Origin of the sequence: Streptomyces sp. ICBB 8177 (genome assembly GCF_003144095.1) — a bacterium.
In the GTDB taxonomy this organism is placed as follows: domain Bacteria; phylum Actinomycetota; class Actinomycetes; order Streptomycetales; family Streptomycetaceae; genus Streptantibioticus_D.
Genome location: NZ_NSKH01000018.1, coordinates 2,317,312 through 2,336,397 on the forward strand (window position 1 = coordinate 2,317,312; position 19,086 = coordinate 2,336,397).

A 19,086-nucleotide genomic window follows, 5' to 3' on the forward strand; every position below is an offset into this window, starting at 1 on the left:
TACGTGGTCGCGCTGCTTGGCATGCAGCGTAAAGGGCGGGCGCGGCCTGCGGCTACGTCGGCCCTGGCGGGCGCCGGGCCAGATGCACCGCATCCGGGACACCCCGGGCAACCGGTACAGGGATGGTCTGGACCTGCGCGAATCCCGCGCCGCGCAACGCGTCCTCGAACCGTGCCGAGGGCCGGGCCGACCAGACCGCCAGCACGCCGCCCGGCGACAGCGCCCGCAGGCACCCGGCGAGGCCGCCCGGGGAGTACAGGGAGTCGTTGGAGGCGGTGACCGTCCAGTCCGGCCCGTTGTCGATGTCCAGGCACAGGGCGTCGTAGGCGCCGTCCGCGTCGCGCAGGTGGTCGAGCAGGTCGCGTTCCACGACGGTGACCCGGGGGTCCTCCAGCGCCCCGGCGGAGAACGGCGCGAGGTGCCCGGCCCGGTGCCAGTCGACGACGGCCCGCTCGCGCTCCACGACGGTGATCCGGCCCCAGCACGGCTCGGCCGCGGCCTCGGCCAGCGAGAAGCCGACCCCGAGGCCGCCGATCAGTACGGACGGACCGCCGCCGGACGGCATCGAACGGCCGCCGTCCCCTGTCAGCGCGCCGAGTGCGGCGCGGACCAGCAGGCGCTCGGAGCGTCCGTCGCGGGTGTCCATCAGGAAGCAGCCGTTGGCGATGATCTCGAAGTGCTCGCCGTGCCTGCGCAGCACCACCTCGCCGTACGTCCCCTCCCGCCGCTCGACGATCTCGGGCCCCGCATCGATCACGTCACGCATGCGCCTCAGGCTAGTCCCGCGCCCCCGCAGAACCGGCCGCCACCGGCTGATCGCTCACAGCGAACACCTCCCGGGGAACACCCTGGGCATCAGAAGCATTGAGTCCATACAGCTCAACTTCATTGCCTAGGGAGAGATCATGGCTTCAGATGCGCAGGGAACCGGCGGCCCGGTCGCGGGCGAGGTGCTGACCCTTCCCGTACTGCCGCTCGACGACGCGGTCGTGCTGCCCGGCATGGTCGTGCCGCTCGACCTGACCGACGGCGAGGTGCGCGCCGCGGTCGAGGCCGCGCAGGCCGCCGAGAGCAACCGCGCCGAGGCGTCGCGTGTTCCCGGCATCCGCTCCGGCTCCGGCCCGTCCGCGCGCAAGCCCAGGGTGCTGCTGGTGCCCCGGGTCGACGGCCAGTACGCGGCCGTGGGCACCCTCGGCGCCGTCGAGCAGGTCGGCCGCCTCGCGGACGGCGACCCCGGCGCGGTCATCCGCGGCCTGGGCCGCGTCCGCATCGGCGCCGGCACCACCGGCCCCGGCGCGGCCCTGTGGGTGGAGGGCACCGAGCTGACGGAGCCGGAGCCCACCGAGGCGCCCGGCGCCGTCGCCGAACTCGTCAAGGAGTACAAGGCGCTGGCCACCGCCTGGCTGCGCAAGCGCGGCGCCTGGCAGGTCGTGGACCGCGTCCAGGCCATCGACGACGTCTCGCAGCTCGCCGACAACTCCGGCTATTCCCCGTTCCTCACCGGTGAGCAGCGGGTCCGGCTGCTGGAGACCGTCGACCCGGTCGCCCGGCTGCGGCTGGCCATCGGCTGGCTGCGCGACCACCTCGCCGAGCAGGACGTCGCCGAGTCGATCCGCAAGGACGTCCAGGAGGGCATGGACAAGCAGCAGCGCGAGTTCCTGCTCCGCCAGCAGATGGAGGCCGTCCGCAAGGAACTGGCCGAGCTGAACGGCGACCCGGGCAACGAGTCCGAGGACTACCGCGCCCGCGTCGAGGCCGCCGACCTGCCCGAGAAGGTCCGCGAGGCCGCCTTGAAGGAGGTCGACAAGCTGGAGCGGTCCTCCGACGCCTCCCCCGAGGGCAGCTGGATCCGCACCTGGCTGGACACCGTCCTGGAACTGCCGTGGAACACCACGACCGAGGACGCCTACGACATCGCGGGCGCCCGCGCCGTGCTGGACGCCGACCACGCCGGGCTCGACGACGTCAAGGAGCGCATCGTCGAGTACCTGGCCGTCCGCAAGCGCCGCGCCGACAAGGGCCTGGGCGCCGTCCAGGGCCGTCGGGCCGGGGCGGTCCTCGCCCTCGTGGGCCCGCCCGGGGTCGGCAAGACCTCGCTGGGCGAGTCGGTGGCCCGCGCGATGGGCCGGCGGTTCGTGCGCGTCGCCCTCGGCGGGGTGCGCGACGAGGCGGAGATCCGCGGCCACCGCAGGACCTACGTGGGCGCGCTGCCCGGCCGCATCGTGCGCGCGATCAAGGAGGCCGGGTCGATGAACCCGGTGGTCCTGCTGGACGAGATCGACAAGGTGGGCTCCGACTACCGCGGCGACCCGGCCGCGGCCCTGCTCGAAGTCCTCGACCCCGCGCAGAACCACACCTTCCGCGACCACTACCTGGAGGTCGAACTCGACCTGTCCGACGTGGTGTTCCTCGCGACCGCCAACGTGCTGGAGACCATCCCGCAGCCGCTGCTCGACCGCATGGAGCTGGTCCAGCTCGACGGCTACACCGAGGACGAGAAGGTCGCCATCGCCCGCGACCACCTGCTGCCGCGCCAGCTGGAGCGCGCCGGCCTGGGCGCGGACGAGGTCGCGGTGGACGACGAGAGCCTGCGCAGGCTCGCCGGCGAGTACACCCGCGAGGCGGGCGTACGGAACCTGGAGCGCGCGATCGCCCGCACCCTGCGCAAGATCGCGGCACGCCACGAGCTGGGCGAGGCCCAACTCCCGGTCACCGTCGGCCCGGACGACCTGCGCGACCTGATCGGCAGGCCGCACCACGTTCCCGAGTCGGCGCAGGACCCGAAGGAGCGGCGCACCGCCGTGCCCGGGGTCGCGACCGGCCTTGCGGTGACCGGCGCGGGCGGCGACGTGCTGTTCGTCGAGGCGTCGCTCGCCGACCCGGAGACCGGCGGCACCGGCCTGACGCTGACCGGGCAGCTGGGCGACGTGATGAAGGAGTCGGCGCGGATCGCGCTGTCCTTCCTGCGCTCGCGCGGGGCCGAACTGGAGCTGCCGGTCGGCGACCTGAAGGACCGCGGGGTCCATCTGCACGTCCCCGCGGGCGCGGTGCCCAAGGACGGCCCGAGCGCGGGCATCACGATGACCACGGCGCTGGCGTCGCTGCTGTCGGGGCGCCGGGTGCGCGACGACGTGGCGATGACCGGTGAGGTGTCCCTGACCGGCCGGGTGCTGCCCATCGGCGGCGTCAAGCAGAAGCTGCTGGCGGCGCACCGGGCCGGGGTCACCACGGTGATCATCCCCAAGCGCAACGAGCCGGACCTGGACGACGTCCCGGCCGAGGTGCTCCAGACGCTGGAGGTGCACGCCGTCTCCGACGTGCGCGAGGTGCTGCGCCTGGCCCTGGAGCCGGCCCGCGAACACGATCGCCCGACGGTGGCCGCCGCCTGACGGCACACCGCGTCAGGCGAAGGGCGCCCGCCGCACCCCGGACGAAGGGTGCGGCGGACGCCCTGGCCTCCAGCGGATTCCGGAAGCTACCCCTCTTCCTCCGCCACCCACTCGTTGAGCCGGGCCAGCAGGCGGGCCAGGTCCGTCACGTCGGTGCGGTCCCAGCGGCTGAGCCTGCTGCGGTAGCGCTCGCGGCGGGCGTCGCGGACCGCGGTGAAGCGGGCCAGCCCCTCGGGCGTCAGCCGGACCAGGAACGCCCTGCCGTCCGCCGGGTCGGGCTCGCGACTGATCAGGCCGAGTTCCTCCAGGGCGCGCAACTGGCGGCTCATCGTCGCCTTGCCGACCCGGAAGTACGCCGCCAGGTCCGTCGCCCGTTCCGCGCCGACCTCCTCCAGCCGCACCAGCAACCCGTAGGCGGCGGCCTCCAGTTCGGGGTGGACCGCGCGGGCCATCTCGCCCGAGGAGGCGCGCGCCCTGCGGAAGAGCATGGTCAGTTCGCGCTCCAGCGCCTCCATCTCCCGCCCGGAGGGGGCGCCTTCCTCCGCCTCGCGGCGTCCGTCCGCCGGCCGCCCCGCGGGCGCGTCCTCCTCCGCCCCGGCAGGCGCGCCCCCATCACACCCGGACACCGTGTCCCCCTCGTGCCCGGCGGGGGCCCGCCCTCCGGGCTCGGCGGGAGCCTCGTGGTCCACACCACTTCGCCGTGCGCCCCGCCCGTCCTGCTCGTCTCCGGCCTTCCGCACGTCAGTGCCCTCTCCCGCTTCCCGCGGCTGAAATTTTCTTCCAGCGCCCGCCGTTGCCGCAGCTCTCCCAGTATTTCGCAGGATTAGACCATCGGCAGTGCCCGGATCCCCTTCCACCCCCGCGTTCTACGCGCGTACCTTCCGAAATGTCATGGCCACACCAAGGCACGACCCCCCTTGCCCTTGGAGGCACTCATGAACCACGCCGGACGCAGCCCCCGGCAGCCACACCCCCGCCGCAGACGCCCGAGCCCCCGGCGCGTCACCACGGTCACCGGCGCGCTGCTCTCCCTGTTCGCCCTGCTGCTCGCTCTCCCGGCCGCCGCGTCGGCCGCCACGAACGACTCCGGCTCCTCGCCGGCCTCGGTCACCACGAGCCACGACCACGTCACCCACCCGCAGCTCGACTGGGCCGGCTCGACGATCCCCTCGCACGAGGGCGGCGGCGCGCACGGCGGCACGGTCACCCCGGACGCCACGCTGACCTCCGGCATGGACGTCAGCGCCTACCAGGGCAGCGTGAACTGGACGACCGCCTGGAACAACGGCGGCCGGTTCGCCTACGTCAAGGCCACCGAGTCCACCACGTACACCAACCCGGACTTCACCCAGCAGTACGACGGCTCCTACGACGTCGGGATGATCCGCGGCGCCTACCACTTCGCGACGCCCGACACCTCCGGCGGCGCCGCGCAGGCCGACTACTTCGTCAGCCACGGCGGCGGCTGGTCCGGCGACGGCAAGACGCTGCCGCCGATGCTGGACATCGAGTACAACCCGTACGGCGCCGAGTGCTACGGGCTGAGCCAGAGCGGCATGGTCAGCTGGATCTCGGCGTTCGTCAACGAGGTGCACGCCAGGACCTCGCGGTGGGCGACGATCTACACGACCACCGACTGGTGGACCACCTGCACGGGCAACAGCTCCGCGTTCGCCGGCAACGACCCGCTGTTCATCGCCCGTTACTCCTCCAGCCCGGGCACGCTGCCCGCCGGGTGGGGCTACTACACCTTCTGGCAGTACGCCGACTCCGGGACCTTCCCCGGCGACCAGGACTACTTCAACGGCGCCTACGACCGCCTCCAGGCGCTGGCCGACGGCTGACCCGCCTCGCGCACGCGGGGGCGCCCGCCCGCACCCTTCCGTCCGGGGTGCGGCGGGCGCCCCCGCTTTCGGTCTTCGGCCGCCGCTGCGGCTGGTAGGCGGGCTACTCGCCGTGGGGCCACGGTTGTTCTCCGAGTACTGGACGGCGGTGACCGAGCGCGCGGTTCCCCGCGCCCCTCGCGCAGGTACCGGTTCCCGCCCGGCTCCTCACAGCTCGACCAGTCCCGCCGTCGCGTCGTCCGAGCGCTTGCCGCGCGGGAAGCGGGTGCCGTCGGGGTCGGCCGCCTCCTCCCGCCGCACCCGCTCGATCAGTTCGCGGGGGCCCGCCTTGCGCAGCACGGACATCGCGCCGGGCCAGTCGGTGCGGGCGAAGACGTCCACCAGGCGGGTGGCGCCGTCGGTGAGGCCGGCCAGCGCCCGCACCGACGCGCGCGGCACGGTGCCGGTGACGGCGCGCTCCGCGACGGCCGGGTCCGCCGCCGCCGTGAAGAAGCCGCCCTCGGCGTTGCGCAGCGCCTCGACCGCCCGGCCCCACTCCGCCGCCGCGGCGGCCCGCTCCGCCGAGCCGCGCGGCAGCGCCCGTACCGCCTCGCGCAGCGTGCCCACCGGCTCGGGCAAGCGGTCGAGCCGGTCGTCCACGACCGCCGTGACCTGCCCGGTGACGTCCTCGACCAGCAGCACCGAGTCCGACAGCACCAGGTGCTCCACGGTCTCGCCGTCCCATCGGGCGGCCACAACGGTTGCCTGCGGCGTGTACTTATGAGAAAGGTCACACCTTTCGGCGTGTCGTCGCGCGGTGCGTTCGATCGCCGCCGCCAGGCACTCACGCAGGGTCATGTTCCGTGCCGAAGCGGACAGTTCGAGCAGGGCGCCGCCCAGCCCGGCCACGTACCAGGGCACCCCGTGCGCGCACCCCGTGCCGTCCGGGTGCGGGGTCACGCCGTCCAGCACCACCATGACGCCGCCCAGTCCGGAGGCGGGCAGCGCGAACGACACGAAGTCCTCGTTGGGGCGGCCGGTGGACCCGGGTTCTGTGGCGGCCTCGATGCGCATGGGGCCAGTCTGCCCGAGCCTTCGTTCGAACACCTGATCCCTGCCGATCCGTGGCCGGTTCGTGGAGATCCGGTGTGTGATGCCCGGGATCCGGATTCGGGTGGGGCATCCTTCCAGGAGCCCGGCCGCTTCGCCAAACCGCCCGCGAGACGGCGGAAGTGTGCGCGACCGCGCCGAGTTGAAGGTCAACTTCCGGTTGTTGTTCACTCCTTCGGGTATCGCGCTGGGGATGGCTGCCACCCCCTCCCGCGGGGCTGCGATGGTCGGAACCATGCCGGGGTGAGACCAGAAGCGGGCGTGCGGGACAGCCGCGAGACACGCGCGCACCACGACCCGTGCGCGGCAACATACGCGTAACCACTTACGCACCGGGGGGAAGTGCCGGGTGACATCGTGTCCTGCCCGGCGCGGTGCCCAACTTGAGGTGTCGTCATTTCGGCTGCACGGAACGGCTGTACCGACGGACGAGACGGATTGCGAGAACCGGTGCGGACAACGCGGAGAGGGCGCGGTTCGGCGCGCACGCAGGCGCCGCCGGCCATGAACGGGCCGGGCGTCGCGGAACACCCCGGGCCGGCCCCCGTGCCCGGCGCGGCGGAGGGGACGGCGGCCCAGGGCGGACCCACCGGCACGTCCCGCAGGGGGCGTTCGCGCCGCCGGGTGCGGACCCGGCTGATCGCGGCGCTGCTGGTCTCGCTCGTCGCCGTCCTCGCCGCGTCCGCCCCGGGGCTGGCCGCCGCCGCGAGTGACCTCACGCAGTCGCAACGGCTGCTGAGCCTCACCCGGTTGAACACCTCCGCCATGGCCCTCTCGCACGCCCTCGCCGACGAGCGCGACGACATGGCCGCCTACGTCGCCGCCGGGCGCACCACCGCCTCCGGCCACGGGGTCAGCGAGGACGAGCGGGCCGGGGTGGACCGCCAGGCCCAGGAGGTCGAACAGGCCGCCGCCGCCCTGGACACCGGGGGCTCGGCCGACCTGGCGCGGACCACCGCGACCGTGCGCCAGGAGCTGGCCACGCTGCCGAGCGTGCGCCGCAGCGGCCTGTCCGGCACCGGCTCCGCGCGCGACGCCTTCGACGCCTACACCCCGGTCATCTCCGCGCTGGACGCGGTCGGCGGCGCGCTCGCCCGCGCCCTGCCGTCCCGCGCCGCCGACCCCGACACCAGCGCCGAGCCCGCGCTCGGCACCGTCGTGCAGCAGGCCTCCGCCGAGCACGGCCTGCTGGTCGCCGCGCTCACCGCGGGGGGCGCCTCCTCCGCGCTGGTGGCCGAGGCGCAGCAGGCGCGGGTCGCCGAGCAGGCCGCGTACGCGCAGTTCGCCGCGACCGCCTCGCCGAACGCGCGCACCCAGTACACCCAGACCGTCACCGGCACCGACGTGACCACCGCCGAGGACTACCTGCGGCAGCTCACCGACGCGCCCTACCTGTCGGCCGCCGACAACCGGCTGAAGACCTCCGACGTCGACGCCGCCCTGGCGGCCCGCATCGACCGGATGCGGGCCGTGCAGTCCTCGCTGGCCGCCGCCGACACCACCCGGCTCACCTCGCTGCACGCCGACGACATGACCGCGCTCGAACTGCGCGTCGCCCTCGTCGCGTTGTGCGGCCTGCTGGTGGTGGCCGCGGGCGTGCAGTCCTCGCGCTCGGTGGTACGGCCGCTCGCCCGGCTGCGCCGCTACGCCTCGGCCCCCGCCGGCCCGGCGCCGCTCGGCAGCCGCGACGAGTTCGCGGACGTCGCCCGCGACGTCGAACGGCTCGCGCAGGACGCCGCGTTGCTGCGTGAGCAGTCCGCCGAGCAGACCAGGGAACGCGACCGGCTGATCGGCGTACGGGCCCAGACCGCCGCGGAACGCGAGGAGATGCGCCGCGAGCACGCCGCGCTCGCCGCCCAGCACGCCGAACTGCTCGCCGAACGCGACGAACTGCTGGCCGCGGCGCGCCGCAACCACGGCGCCGCGCACGCCACCTTCGTCAACCTCAGCCTGCGCACCCTCGCCCTGGTGGAGCGCCAACTCGCCCTGATCGAGGGCCTGGAGAACCGCGAACAGGACCCGGACGAGCTGGAGACACTCTTCAAGCTCGACCACCTCGCCACCCGCATGCGGCGCAACGGCGAGAGCCTGCTCGTGCTGGCCGGGGCAGAGAACACCAGTGGCGCGATGGCCAAGCCGGTGCCGCTCATCGACGTGGTCCGGGCGGGCGTCTCGGAGATCGAGCGCTACGAGCGGGTGCGCATCCCCTTCCTGCCGCGCACCCAGCTGGTCGGCTTCGCGGCCGACGACGTCAGCCACCTGGTCGCCGAACTCATGGAGAACGCCACCGCGTTCTCGCCGCCGCAGGCCGACGTCCAGGTCTCCGGCTGGCTGCTGGAGAACGGCGAGATCATGCTCTCGGTGGAGGACCAGGGCATAGGCGTGCCGCCCGACCGGCTGGGCGAGCTGAACCGGTTGCTGGCCGACCCCGACCCGGACGAGCCCGACGCGCCGGCGGGCCTCGGGCTGTACGTGGTGGCGCGGCTGGCCGCCCGGCACGGCGTGCGGGTGCAGTTGCGCGAGCAGAAGCAGGGCGGGGTGGCGGCCGTCGTGGTCGTCCCGCGCTCGCTGGTGGTCGGTTCCGCCGATCCCGACGCGCCGGTGCCCGACCTGATCATGCCGGACGTCACCCCGGCGGTCGGCACCGAGGACCCGGCCCCGGCCGCGTCAACGGCACCGGGCCACGCGACGATCCCGGCCCAGGCGCAGGCACCGGCACCGCAGGCACCGCGCCCGTCGGCCCCGCGGCCGCAGCCGGGGCCCGCCGCCCGGCCCGCGCCGCCCGCGCCCTCGGCCGGTGACCGCATCGGCCCGCCGACCACCTCGGGCACGCCCGCCGCCGGAGTGCCCGCCGCCCACGTGCTGGACGAGCACGCCCGGCCGCCCGGCGGTGCCGCTCCCGCCGGGCGCGAGCCCACCCGCCCCCGGCACGGCCGGCACGCCGCGCCCCGGCCGGACGTCCCACCGGTGGACAGCCTGCCGGTGGCCGACGCGCCGCCCACCCAGGGACCGGGCGCCGCGGGCCCGGCGGACGCGGGGGCGTACGCCACCGGACTGCCCAAGCGGGTGCCCCGGGCCAGCGGACTCACCGGCGAGCCGCCCGCCCGGCAGCGGGTGCGGCCGGTCGACGCCGAGGCGCTGCGCCGCAGGCTGGGCGGGTTCGCCCAGGGCCTGCGCGACGGACGCCGCGACGCCGAGGCGGAGGCGACCGGGACCGTGGAGCTACCGCTGCCCGGCCCGATGCCCGGGCCGGTGCCCGGACCACGTACTACGGGGGACCGCAGCGACAGTGAACCCTCCGAGGAGGCACGCGGGTGAACACGTCGAACACGCAGGCCACGCCGATCCCGGTACGCGACAAGGGCACCGGGCGGGCTCCCCGCCCGGACGACGGCCCCCGGCACGGCGGCGCTCCCGGCGGCACCGCGCACAGCGCCGCCGCCCGCAACCTGCGCTGGCTGCTGGGCAACCTGGTCGAGGAGGTACCAGGCGTCCGCTCGGTCGCCGTGATCTCCTCCGACGGCCTGCTGCTGTGCTCGTCCGAGGCGGACGGCGACGACCCGGCCGCCCCCGGGGAGCGGGCCACCGGCCCCGGCAAGGCCGGCGGGGACCTGGCGACCGTGGTGTCGGGGCTCGCCTCGCTCACCGACGGCGCCGCCCGGCTGATGTCGGCGGGCACCGTCAAGCAGACGGTCGTCGCGATGGACAACGGCTGCCTGTTCGTCATGGCGATCAGCGACGGCTCGCTGCTGGGCGTGCACGCCTCGCCGGAGTGTGACATGAGCGTGGTCGCGTACCACATGGCGCTCTTCGTCGGCCGGGCCGGACACGTCCTGACGCCCGAACTGCGCAGCGAGCTGAGCCGTTCGGGCCGCACCGACGGCACGTCCGGCGCGCACGGCGCGTACGGCACCGCGGGCAACGACCAGGCCGACCCCAACGACCTGAGGGGAAGCGGGCGTTGATGGGACCGCACGGCCTGCCGATCCGCGGCACGGACCGCAAGCCCGCCCGGGTGCGCCCCTACGCGCTCACCGGCGGCCGTACCCGCTTCGCCCACGTCCTGCTGGTGGAGACCTTCGTCGCCACCATCGACGGGCCCGAGGGGCGGCCGGAGCTGACCTCCGGCGGCATCGGCGCCGGAGTGATGCCGGAGCTGCGGGCCATCGTCGAACTGTGCCGCAGGATGCGCTCGGTGGCCGAGATCTCGGCGCTGCTGCGCATCCCGCTCGGCGTGGTGCGCGTCCTGCTCAGCGATCTCGCGGACACCGGCCGCATCCGCGTCTACGGCTCCCCGCAGGGACCCGTCCAACCCGATCGCGCACTGCTGGAAAGGGTGCTCAGTGGACTTCGCAGGCTCTGACACGGCGGCGGCACCCGCCGCGCGGTACAAGGCTGCGCCCGTCGCGCAGGGCAGGGCGGCGGCCGCCACGGGACTGCCGCCGCTTCCCGACACCGACGAGGACATCCAGGAGTGGCAGAAGGACACCAGCCGCGCCCCGAACACCGCCAAGATCGTCATCGCGGGCGGCTTCGGCGTCGGCAAGACCACCTTCGTGGGCGCGGTCTCGGAGATCACCCCGCTGACCACCGAGGCGCTGATGACCCGCGCCAGCGAGGAGACCGACGACCTGGCGGCCACCCCGGACAAGCTGACGACCACGGTCGCCATGGACTTCGGGCGCATCACCCTCGACCAGGACCTGGTGCTCTACCTGTTCGGCACGCCCGGTCAGCAGCGCTTCTGGTTCATGTGGGACGACCTGGTGCGCGGCGCGATCGGGGGTATCGTCCTGGCCGACACCAGGCGACTGGAGGACTGCTTCCCGGCGCTCGACTACTTCGAGAGCTGCGGACTGCCGTTCATGGTCGCCGTCAACCACTTCGAGGGAACGGCCGGTCACGGGGAGGACGACGTGCGGGAGGCGCTGTCGGTGCCCGAGCACATCCCCGTGCTGGTCTGTGACGCCCGCAAGCGGTACTCGGTGGTCGAGGCCCTACTGACGCTGTGCGGACACGCGTTGAGCACGCTCCCGGAGTAAACCGGCGCCGTACCGCACCAGCCCAATCGTCCGAGGAACACCCCATGCGCAAGATACTCATCGTCGGAGCCGGCCAGTCCGGGCTCCAACTGGCCCTGGGCCTGCAGTCCCACGGCTACGAGGTCACGTTGATGACCAACCGCACCGCGGACGAGATCCGCACCGGCCGGGTGATGTCCACCCAGTGCATGTTCACCACCGCCCTCCAGCACGAACGCGACCTGGGCCTGAACCTGTGGGAGAGCCAGACCCCGCGCATCGAGGGACTCGGCGTCTCCGTGGCGGGCCCCGACGGCTCCCGCGTCATCGACTGGGTCGGGCGGCTGCGCGGCTACGCCCAGTCCGTCGACCAGCGGGTGAAGATGGCCGGCTGGATGGAGGCCTTCGCCGAGCGCGGCGGCCAGTTGGTCATCCACGGCGCGGCCGTCTCCGACCTCGACTACTTCGCCCGCCGCTACGACCTGGTGCTGGTCGCCGCGGGCAAGGGCGAGCTGGTGTCGATGTTCGGCCGCGACGCCGCCCGCTCCCCGTACGACACCCCGCAGCGCGCGCTCGCCGTCGCCTACGTGCACGGGCTCGGGCCGCGCCCGGAGCACCCCGACTACCACGCGGTGCGCTGCAACCTGGTGCCGACCGTCGGCGAGATGTTCATCATGCCGACCCTGACCACCTCGGGCCCGGCCGACATCCTGTTCTGGGAGGGCATCCCCGGCGGCCCGCTGGACGTCTTCGAGGGCGTCAAGGACCCGCGGGAACACCTGCGCCTGACGCTGGAGTTGATGGAACGGTTCCTCCCGTGGGAGTACGAGCGCACCCGCGGCGGAGTCGAACTGACCGACGCGGGCGGCACGCTGGCCGGCCGCTACGCCCCGACCGTGCGCAACCCCATCGGTGAACTGCCCTCCGGCGGCCTGGTCCTGGGCGTCGCCGACGTCGTCGTGGCCAACGACCCGATCACCGGCCAGGGTTCGAACAACGCGGCCAAGTGCGCCGCCTCCTACCTCGACAGCATCCTCGCGCACGGCGACAAGCCGTTCGACCGCGACTGGATGCACACCACCTTCGAGCGGTACTGGGACTACGCCCAGCACGTCACCAAGTGGACCAACGCGATGCTCGCCCCGCCGCCCGAGCACGTGCTGAACCTCATCGGCGCCGCCGGGCAGCTCCAGCCGGTCGCCGACCGGTTCGCCAACGGCTTCGACAACCCCGCGGACTTCGAGAACTGGTTCTTCGACCCGGAGCTGGCCCAGGCCTACCTGGCCGGCGTGAGCTGACCGCCCACCGGTCGTCCGCCGCTCAGCCGGCGCCGTGCCCGCGCGGCGCCGGCCGGGCGGGCACGGCGGGCGGTTCGGGCAGGGCGTAGGAGGCCACCGGCGGCGTCGCGGGGTCCGGCCGCACCGCGCCCAGGATCGGGTTCGCGGCGATCGGGGAGACCCTGACCCGGGCCCCGGGGTGCGGTGCCTGCACCACCAGGCCGTGGCCGATGTAGAGCGCGACGTGGGTGGCGTGCGGGAAGTAGACGACCAGGTCGCCGGGGCGCAGCTGGTTCAGCGGGACCCGGGGCAGCCGGGCCCACTGCTCCTGGCTGGTGCGCGGGATCGCCCGCCCGGCGTGCTGCCAGGCCTGCGAGGTCAGGCCCGAGCAGTCGAACGCGTTCGGCCCCTGCGCGCCCCACGCGTACGGCTTGCCCAGCTGGGCGAACGCGTAGGAGATCGCGCGGGCACCGGGCCCGGTGGGCGTGCGGGTGAGGCTGCCGAGCTTGCCCGAGGTCAGCAGGGCCTGCTGCGCCTGGTCGGCGTCCCGCTGCTCCAGCGAGTCGACCTGCGTCATCCGGGTGCCGCCGACCGCCGCGACGGTCCGCTCCACGTCCGACAGGCTGCTCTTGGCCTCGTCCCGGTCCTGCTGCTGCTGGGCGGCGAGCTTGCGGACCGCGTCCAGCGCGCTCCTGGCCTGGTCGGTGGTGGTGCTCAGGGCCTGCTCGCCGCTGCGCAGCCGCCGCATCAGCGCCACCTCGCTGTCCGCCGCGCGGCCGAGGATGTGGCTCTGGTTGAGCGCCTCGGACGGATCGCGGCTGAGCAGCAGGGCGACGTACGGGGAGACGCCGCCGCTCTGGTACTGCATGCGGGCCAGCGCCCCCGCCGCGTCGCGGGCCGCCTGGACGGCGCTGCGCGTGTCGGCCAGCCGCTTGCTCAGCGCGGCGTACTGCGTCTGCTGCTGGTCGAGCTTCTCCTTGGTGCCGTTGTACGTCTCGGTGGCCTGCTCGGCCTTCTGGTACAGCGACTGGAGCCGGGAGAGGAGTTCGGGCGTGGAGGCGCTCGCGAGATCCGGGTCGGCCGCGCCGCTGTCGGCGCCAACGGCGGCGTCTCCCGCGGCGGCCGGGTCGGTGGCGCCGGGGTCGGTGGCCGCGGAGCCGTCCGGGGCCGCGGCGCCGGGATCGGCCGCGCCGGGGTCCGTGGCGTCGGGAGTCGTGGCGTCAGGATCAGTGGCGCCGGGGTCCGTGGCGTCAGGAGTCGTGGCGTCCGGGTCCGTCGTGCCCGGGGCGGTGGCCGACCTGGTGTCCGCGGACGCGGACTGTGACGGGTCGTCGGGGGCACTCGGCGGTCCCGGGTCGGCGAGCGCGGCGGCGGGCAGCGTCAGCGCGGTGGCCGTGACGAGGCCGGCGCAGAGCAGCGCGGCGCGCGTCCACCTCCGGGATCGGCGTGCCACTGACATCCCCTCACCTCCGCTTGCTCCGCGTGGTCTTCGCTGATCATGCCCGCAGCCGCATCCTGTCATGATTCGTCATATTTTCGACAGGGCTCGATGGGGGAATCAGCGACCGCGCTTCACCCGGAGGGCGGTGGGTCGCGCAGAGGGGCTGGGCGGAGGGCGCGCGCCGGTGCCGGCGGACGGCCGGAGCGGGAAGGCGTGACCGGCGGCGCGCCCACGCAGGACGCAGCCAATCGCCCCGGCATATGACTGTCAACGTTTCCGGCGAGTACGCGGCCGGCCGACCGGTTCCCAGGAGGGCCGCCGCCGCGGGCCGTGCGCACGTGAACGGCCTGCGTGGCCACCGCGAGCCCGTCCCCCTGACCGTCGCACAGGTCATCGCCCGGCGGCGAGGAGGGATTCCGCGACGGACGTGCGTGCGTACAGGACCGAGCGGCCGGCCCGGTGGGCGGTGACCAGGCCGGCGTTGCGCAGGGCCGTGAGGTTCTGGGAGACCCCGGCCTTGGAGAACCCGGTGCGTTGAGCCAGCTCCGTGGTCGTGGCCGGGGCCTCCAGTTCGGTGAGCAGGAGGGTCCGTCTTCGCCCGAGCACGGCGACGACGGCAGCGGTGCTGGTGACGGCGCGGCGTTCCCACAGCGTGCCGGTGCCGCGAGCCCGGTAGGCGAGTTGCGGCGGGTCGGGGGGAGCGATCCGCGTGGACAGGCCTGGCCCCTTGAAGGCCGCAGGAGCCAGGAGCAGCCCGGCGCCCGCCGTCTCCCGGGACAGGGATCGCGGCGAGCGGAGCAGGCGCAGTACGTCGTCGCCCCAGCTGACCTGAGGATGCAACTCGTTCAGGAGGTGGCCGACTCCGTACTGCGAGACCTGCCGGGCACGGTGCAGGACGTCAGCCTCCAGCACCGTGCGGATCCGGGCCCAGTAGGGAGCGAGCGCCAGCTGCCAGTAGGTCTCGATCTCCTTCGCGATCCGCGCCAGACGGCTGCGCGGATCGGCGTACAGGGACCGCAGCCGGGCTCCGGCGCGGCCCTGGTGGTGTCCGAGGTGGTCGAGGTCCTGGCGGACACGGCGGGCGGGAGTGGCCACGATCGCGGCCAGCTCCTCCGCCAGCGTGGGCGCCGGACCGGCGGGCGCCGGGTTGAGGAAGTCCGGGACGTAGCCGGTGGCCGGGATCAGGTCGGCGAGCCACCCCTCGTCCAGGCCGGCAGCCGCGACCCGTGGCCGAACCTGCTCCAGCCAACGCCGGTGCACGGGATCCGCGGCACCGCAGGCCAGCATCCGCACGCTGCTCCCGACCTGCCACATCGGTGAGACGGCGAACCGCACCTGCGCCACGTCTCTCGCCGAGAACGCAAGCTCCGCCACGCCCTGAGCCCCCCGAGGATTCACCTGTACCTGAATCAATGGCGGTCACCCTAGCGTGCGGAAATCATTCCGGCATGACCTCGCAGACGATCACTGCCGCAGCATCGGGAACCTGGACGCTGGGAGACCTGACGGTCAACCGGATCGGCTTCGGAGCGATGCGCCTGCCCCAGACCGGCAAGGCGCTGGTAGCCGACGCCGCCCCGCGCGACCGGGATCAGGCGATCACCGTGCTTCGCCGCGCCGTTGAGCTCGGCGTGAACCACATCGACACCGCCGCGTTCTACTTCTCCGCGCTGCGCTCGGCCAACGAACTGATCAACCGGGCTCTGAGCCCCTACCCGGACGACCTCGTCATCGCGACGAAAGTCGGGCAGCCGCGCGACCCGTCAGGGGCGTGGCTGCCCCACGCCGGGCCGGAGCAGTTGCGCGGACTGGTCGAGGAGAACCTGCGCCAGCTCGGCCGTGACCACCTGGATCTGGTGAATCTGCGCATCGTCGGCTCAGGACCGATCGCCGAACGGTTCGGTGCGCTGGCCGAACTGCGTGAGGCCGGGCTCATCCGCCACCTCGGCCTGTCCAACGTCCACCCCCACCACCTCGCCGAGGCCCAGGCCATCGCGCCCGTGGTCTGCGTGCAGAACATGTACGGCCTCGGAGTGCGGCCGGACCAGGACGCGTTCGTCCGTGCCTGCGGCGAGCAGGGTGTCGCCTTCGTGCCGTTCTACGCGATCGCCGCCGCCGGGCGCCAAGCCGGGGCGGGCGAGAGCGACCACCCGCAGATCCTCGCCGTCGCCCGGGCGCACGGCGCCAGCCCCGCGCAGGTCCGGATCGCCTGGACGCTGCACCGCGGTCCGCACGTACTGTCCATCCCCGGCACCGGTGACCCGGACCACCTGGCGTCGAACGTGGCCGCGGGCGCCCTGCGGCTCTCCGAGGACGAGGTCGCCTTCCTCGACGACTCCCTGCACCGCCGGGAGCTCCAGGAGCCCTGAGCGGCGCTCAGGCCCCGCCGCCTCCCGCGTCCGTCCCGCCGCCCCCGGCGGGGCGTCCGGTGCGGTGGCTCCAGGGCCACCGCAGACGGCCCGACGCCGCGTCGGCCTCCGGGTCGAACTCGTAGCGCCAGCGGCTGCGGCGCGGGCGGCCCGCCGGGGCGAGGCGGTAGACCAGCACCGTGCCGGGGGCGCCGTCCTCGCCCGGGACCGGGACGCGGTAGACCTTCGGCGGCTTGCCGGTGGCGCCCACCAGCACCGCGATCACGCGCCCGTCCAGCGGCCCGCCGCGGAACTCCGTCTCCTCGCTTCGCACCCCTTCAGCATCGCACCCCCACCGGCAACGCCGTCGCCGGTGGTCCGCTCAGGCCAGCAGCCCGGAGCTGACCCACAGCCGGCGCCCGGGGCCGCGCAGCACTCCGATCTCGTCCAGGAACTCGGTGAGCCGCCGGGCGGAGCGCAGCATCACCGCGCGCCGGTGCGGACTGCGCCGGGCCTGCTCGACGGCCTCCGCCGGGTTCAGCCCCACCGACTCGTACACTTTCGGGCTGATCAGCGACGCGGCGACCACGCGGGCGGTCTCGCCGGACATCAGCCGGGTCAGCCCCGCCTCCCAGCGCGGCGCGGTCGCCATCTGGCGGCGCAGTTCCTCGCGGGCGTAGCGCACGTGGCGGGACTCCTCGACCACGTGGATGCGGGTGACCCCGCGTACCAGCGGCTGCACGCGTTCGTCCGGGAAGGTCTGCCGCTGCATCCAGTCGAGGATCTCCTCGACCAGCAGGGTCGCGGTGAACGACCCCGGTGTGGTGGAGACCGTCTTCATCAGCCGGGCCATGTTGTGGTGCAGCCGGGTCGGCCGGTAGACGGGCGTGCCGTACTTGCGCACCAGCCGGGCGAACATCATCGAGTGGCGGCACTCGTCCGCGGTCTCGGTGAGCGCGTAGCGCACGTGACGGCTGGTGGGGTCGATGTCGTAGATGTGCCGCATCAGCAGCTGCATCAGGATGACCTCGAACCAGATGCCGGTCGAGGCGAGCGAGGCGGACTCGTGCTTGCTCAGCTCGATCCGCTGCTCGTCGGACATCCGCCGCCACAGCGGGGTGTCGTACAGCGAGCACAGTTCGGGCGGCCAGAACCACCGGCCGGCCTCGAAGGGCGCGTCCCAGTCGAGTTCGGTGTCCGGGTCGAACGAGTGCCTGGCGGACGCGTCCAGCAGTCGTTCTGCGACCTGCTCGCGTTCCCTGAGCAGGCCGATTCCGTCGCGGGTCGTCGGGTCGAGCGCTGTCATACCACCGCCACCTAGGTGTTACCTCCGGTCACACTGCTATGGGACCGCCTGGCGGCACGGGGCGTCAATACCCCACGCCCACCCGGTGGAACAAGGGCGCGTGCCCTGTCGACGCCGCCACGGCCGACCTGTTGACCCCGTGCCGCCCTTCGTGTGACGCTGCGAACCGCCCACCGTGACAGCACAACTGTCAAGCAGCCTGGGCCTGTCGGGGTCCTGTGAGCGTGAGGAGGCGTCGGTGTCGACGCAGGAGCTGTACGCGAGGGGTCCCGGGGACCCCGGCTGGTCCGTGCCGGCCGCCGGCCAGGCCCGGTTCACCTGGGAGTACGACGACGGCCGGGACCGGCTGCTGGCCCTGTACCAGAAGGGCAAGGACAAGCAGTGGGACGGCGCCCGGCGCATCGACTGGGACATCGAGGTGGACCCGTACGACCCGCTGGGCGTCCCCGACGAGAACCTCACCGTCTTCGGCACCCGCTACTGGGACGCGATGAGCGAGGCCGAACGGCGGGAGCTGCGGCGGCACTTCGCCTCCTGGCAGTTCAGCCAGTTCCTCCACGGCGAGCAGGGCGCGATGGTGTGCGCGGCGCGCATCGTGGAGTCCGCGCCCGACCTGGACGCCAAGTTCTACTCGGCCACCCAGACCATGGACGAGGCGCGCCACGCGGAGATCTACGCGAGGTTCCTGCACGAGAAGGTCGGGATGCTCTACCCGATCAACGACAACCTCCAGTCGCTGCTGGGCGACACGCTGCGCGACTCGCGCTGGGACATGCCCTACCTCGGCATGCAGGTGCTCATCGAGGGCCTGGCGCTGGCCGCGTTCGGCATGCTGCGCGACACCACCGACAAGCCGCTGCCCAAGCAGGTCCTCGCGTACGTGATGCAGGACGAGGCGCGGCACGTCGCGTTCGGGCGGATGGCGCTGCGCGACTACTACAAGCAGCTGTCCGACGCCGAACTGCGCGAGCGCGAGGAGTTCGTCATCGAGGGCTGCTACCTGATGCGCGACCGGCTGCGCGGCGACGAGGTGCTGACCAACTTCGGCATCCCCGCCAAGGAGGCCGCCGAGCTGAGCGAACGGTCGGAGTACCTCCAGCTCTTCCGCAAGCTGCTCTTCAGCCGCATCGTGCCGTGCGTGAAGGACATCGGCCTGTGGGGCGAGCGGCTCCAGCGCGCCTACCTGGACATGGGCGTGTTCGAGATGGGCGACTCCAACCTCGACCTGCTGATGGCGCAGGACGAGGAGATCGCCGAGAAGCTGGACGCCGAGCGCTTCGCCGCCGAGGAGGCCGCCCGCACGCAGGAGGTCGCCGAGGCGATCCGGCAGGGCGCGGCGGCCGGCCAGGACTGACGCGGCGGCGCCTTCGG

At 73.7% G+C, this 19,086-nt stretch carries 16 protein-coding genes; 9 read left to right on the top strand and 7 right to left on the bottom strand.

Annotation, left to right across the window (positions count from 1 at the left end; translation table 11 throughout):
• Positions 1 to 52: 52 nt before the first annotated feature.
• Positions 53 to 766: a spermidine synthase gene (locus CK485_RS18920; RefSeq protein ID WP_109452096.1), complete on the bottom strand. Its 714-nt coding sequence runs from the start codon at positions 764 to 766 to the stop codon at positions 53 to 55.
• Positions 767 to 905: 139 nt separating this feature from the next.
• On the opposite strand from CK485_RS18920, the gene lon reads away from it, so the two are divergent.
• A complete protein-coding gene (gene lon, locus CK485_RS18925; RefSeq protein ID WP_109452097.1) occupies positions 906 to 3,389 on the top strand; it encodes an endopeptidase La in 2,484 nt (827 codons plus the stop codon).
• Positions 3,390 to 3,475: 86 nt separating this feature from the next.
• Here the strand turns inward: lon and CK485_RS18930 are convergent, their stop codons facing one another.
• Complete coding sequence (locus CK485_RS18930; protein ID WP_109452098.1) at positions 3,476 to 3,904, bottom strand: MarR family transcriptional regulator; 429 nt, start codon at positions 3,902 to 3,904, stop codon at positions 3,476 to 3,478.
• A gap of 420 nt (positions 3,905 to 4,324) precedes the next feature.
• On the opposite strand from CK485_RS18930, the gene CK485_RS18935 reads away from it, so the two are divergent.
• Positions 4,325 to 5,233, top strand: a complete 909-nt coding sequence (locus CK485_RS18935) for a GH25 family lysozyme (RefSeq protein ID WP_109452099.1) — start codon at positions 4,325 to 4,327, stop codon at positions 5,231 to 5,233.
• Positions 5,234 to 5,440: 207 nt separating this feature from the next.
• On the opposite strand, the gene CK485_RS18940 is transcribed toward CK485_RS18935, so the two are convergent.
• A complete protein-coding gene (locus tag CK485_RS18940; protein WP_109452100.1) occupies positions 5,441 to 6,286 on the bottom strand; it encodes a protein phosphatase 2C domain-containing protein in 846 nt (281 codons plus the stop codon).
• 540 nt (positions 6,287 to 6,826) lie between these two features.
• On the opposite strand from CK485_RS18940, the gene CK485_RS18945 reads away from it, so the two are divergent.
• From CK485_RS18945 to CK485_RS18965, 5 genes are all read left to right on the top strand, one after another.
• Positions 6,827 to 9,640 carry a nitrate- and nitrite sensing domain-containing protein gene (locus CK485_RS18945; RefSeq protein WP_241968404.1) on the top strand — a complete coding sequence of 938 codons (2,814 nt, stop codon included), beginning with the start codon at positions 6,827 to 6,829 and terminating at the stop codon, positions 9,638 to 9,640.
• A gap of 131 nt (positions 9,641 to 9,771) precedes the next feature.
• Positions 9,772 to 10,287, top strand: coding sequence for a roadblock/LC7 domain-containing protein (locus tag CK485_RS18950; RefSeq protein ID WP_241968487.1), 516 nt, complete (start codon positions 9,772 to 9,774; stop codon positions 10,285 to 10,287).
• Positions 10,287 to 10,685, top strand: coding sequence for a DUF742 domain-containing protein (locus CK485_RS18955; protein ID WP_109452101.1), 399 nt, complete (start codon positions 10,287 to 10,289; stop codon positions 10,683 to 10,685). Before CK485_RS18950 ends, CK485_RS18955 begins: the two co-directional genes overlap by 1 nt.
• A 73-nt stretch (positions 10,686 to 10,758) precedes the next feature.
• Positions 10,759 to 11,364, top strand: coding sequence for an ATP/GTP-binding protein (locus CK485_RS18960; protein ID WP_241968488.1), 606 nt, complete (start codon positions 10,759 to 10,761; stop codon positions 11,362 to 11,364).
• A 44-nt stretch (positions 11,365 to 11,408) separates the two neighbouring features.
• On the top strand, positions 11,409 to 12,641 hold the full coding sequence (locus CK485_RS18965; protein WP_109452104.1) for a styrene monooxygenase/indole monooxygenase family protein: 1,233 nt from the start codon (positions 11,409 to 11,411) through the stop codon (positions 12,639 to 12,641).
• A 22-nt stretch (positions 12,642 to 12,663) separates the two neighbouring features.
• Here CK485_RS18965 and CK485_RS18970 read toward each other — a convergent pair whose 3' ends face one another.
• Both CK485_RS18970 and CK485_RS18975 read right to left on the bottom strand, forming a co-directional pair.
• Positions 12,664 to 14,073, bottom strand: coding sequence for a C40 family peptidase (locus CK485_RS18970; protein ID WP_158288225.1), 1,410 nt, complete (start codon positions 14,071 to 14,073; stop codon positions 12,664 to 12,666).
• A gap of 378 nt (positions 14,074 to 14,451) precedes the next feature.
• On the bottom strand, positions 14,452 to 15,375 hold the full coding sequence (locus CK485_RS18975) for an ArsR family transcriptional regulator (protein ID WP_109453259.1): 924 nt from the start codon (positions 15,373 to 15,375) through the stop codon (positions 14,452 to 14,454).
• 134 nt (positions 15,376 to 15,509) lie between these two features.
• Here CK485_RS18975 and CK485_RS18980 point away from each other — a divergent pair, with 134 nt between their 5' ends.
• Positions 15,510 to 16,430 carry an oxidoreductase gene (locus CK485_RS18980; RefSeq protein WP_109452108.1) on the top strand — a complete coding sequence of 307 codons (921 nt, stop codon included), beginning with the start codon at positions 15,510 to 15,512 and terminating at the stop codon, positions 16,428 to 16,430.
• 7 nt (positions 16,431 to 16,437) lie between these two features.
• Here CK485_RS18980 and CK485_RS18985 read toward each other — a convergent pair whose 3' ends face one another.
• Together CK485_RS18985 and CK485_RS18990 are read right to left on the bottom strand one after the other, a co-directional pair.
• Positions 16,438 to 16,743, bottom strand: a complete 306-nt coding sequence (locus CK485_RS18985; RefSeq protein WP_109452110.1) for a hypothetical protein — start codon at positions 16,741 to 16,743, stop codon at positions 16,438 to 16,440.
• Positions 16,744 to 16,791: 48 nt separating this feature from the next.
• On the bottom strand, positions 16,792 to 17,715 hold the full coding sequence (locus tag CK485_RS18990) for a diiron oxygenase (RefSeq protein WP_109452112.1): 924 nt from the start codon (positions 17,713 to 17,715) through the stop codon (positions 16,792 to 16,794).
• Positions 17,716 to 17,953: 238 nt separating this feature from the next.
• Between CK485_RS18990 and CK485_RS18995 the strand changes: the two genes are divergently transcribed.
• The gene (locus tag CK485_RS18995; protein ID WP_109452114.1) at positions 17,954 to 19,069 is read left to right on the top strand and encodes a ferritin-like domain-containing protein; all 1,116 of its coding nucleotides are present in this window, start codon (positions 17,954 to 17,956) and stop codon (positions 19,067 to 19,069) included.
• Positions 19,070 to 19,086 lie beyond the last annotated feature (17 nt).

Coding starts and splice junctions, on each gene's coding strand:
- CK485_RS18920 (WP_109452096.1), bottom strand. CDS start 766: ATGCGTGACGTGATCGATGCGGGGCCCGAGATCGTCGAGCGGCGGGAG.
- lon (WP_109452097.1), top strand. CDS start 906: ATGGCTTCAGATGCGCAGGGAACCGGCGGCCCGGTCGCGGGCGAGGTG.
- CK485_RS18930 (WP_109452098.1), bottom strand. CDS start 3,904: ATGGAGGCGCTGGAGCGCGAACTGACCATGCTCTTCCGCAGGGCGCGC.
- CK485_RS18935 (WP_109452099.1), top strand. CDS start 4,325: ATGAACCACGCCGGACGCAGCCCCCGGCAGCCACACCCCCGCCGCAGA.
- CK485_RS18940 (WP_109452100.1), bottom strand. CDS start 6,286: ATGCGCATCGAGGCCGCCACAGAACCCGGGTCCACCGGCCGCCCCAAC.
- CK485_RS18945 (WP_241968404.1), top strand. CDS start 6,827: ATGAACGGGCCGGGCGTCGCGGAACACCCCGGGCCGGCCCCCGTGCCC.
- CK485_RS18955 (WP_109452101.1), top strand. CDS start 10,287: ATGGGACCGCACGGCCTGCCGATCCGCGGCACGGACCGCAAGCCCGCC.
- CK485_RS18965 (WP_109452104.1), top strand. CDS start 11,409: ATGCGCAAGATACTCATCGTCGGAGCCGGCCAGTCCGGGCTCCAACTG.
- CK485_RS18975 (WP_109453259.1), bottom strand. CDS start 15,375: ATGTGGCAGGTCGGGAGCAGCGTGCGGATGCTGGCCTGCGGTGCCGCG.
- CK485_RS18980 (WP_109452108.1), top strand. CDS start 15,510: ATGACCTCGCAGACGATCACTGCCGCAGCATCGGGAACCTGGACGCTG.
- CK485_RS18990 (WP_109452112.1), bottom strand. CDS start 17,715: ATGACAGCGCTCGACCCGACGACCCGCGACGGAATCGGCCTGCTCAGG.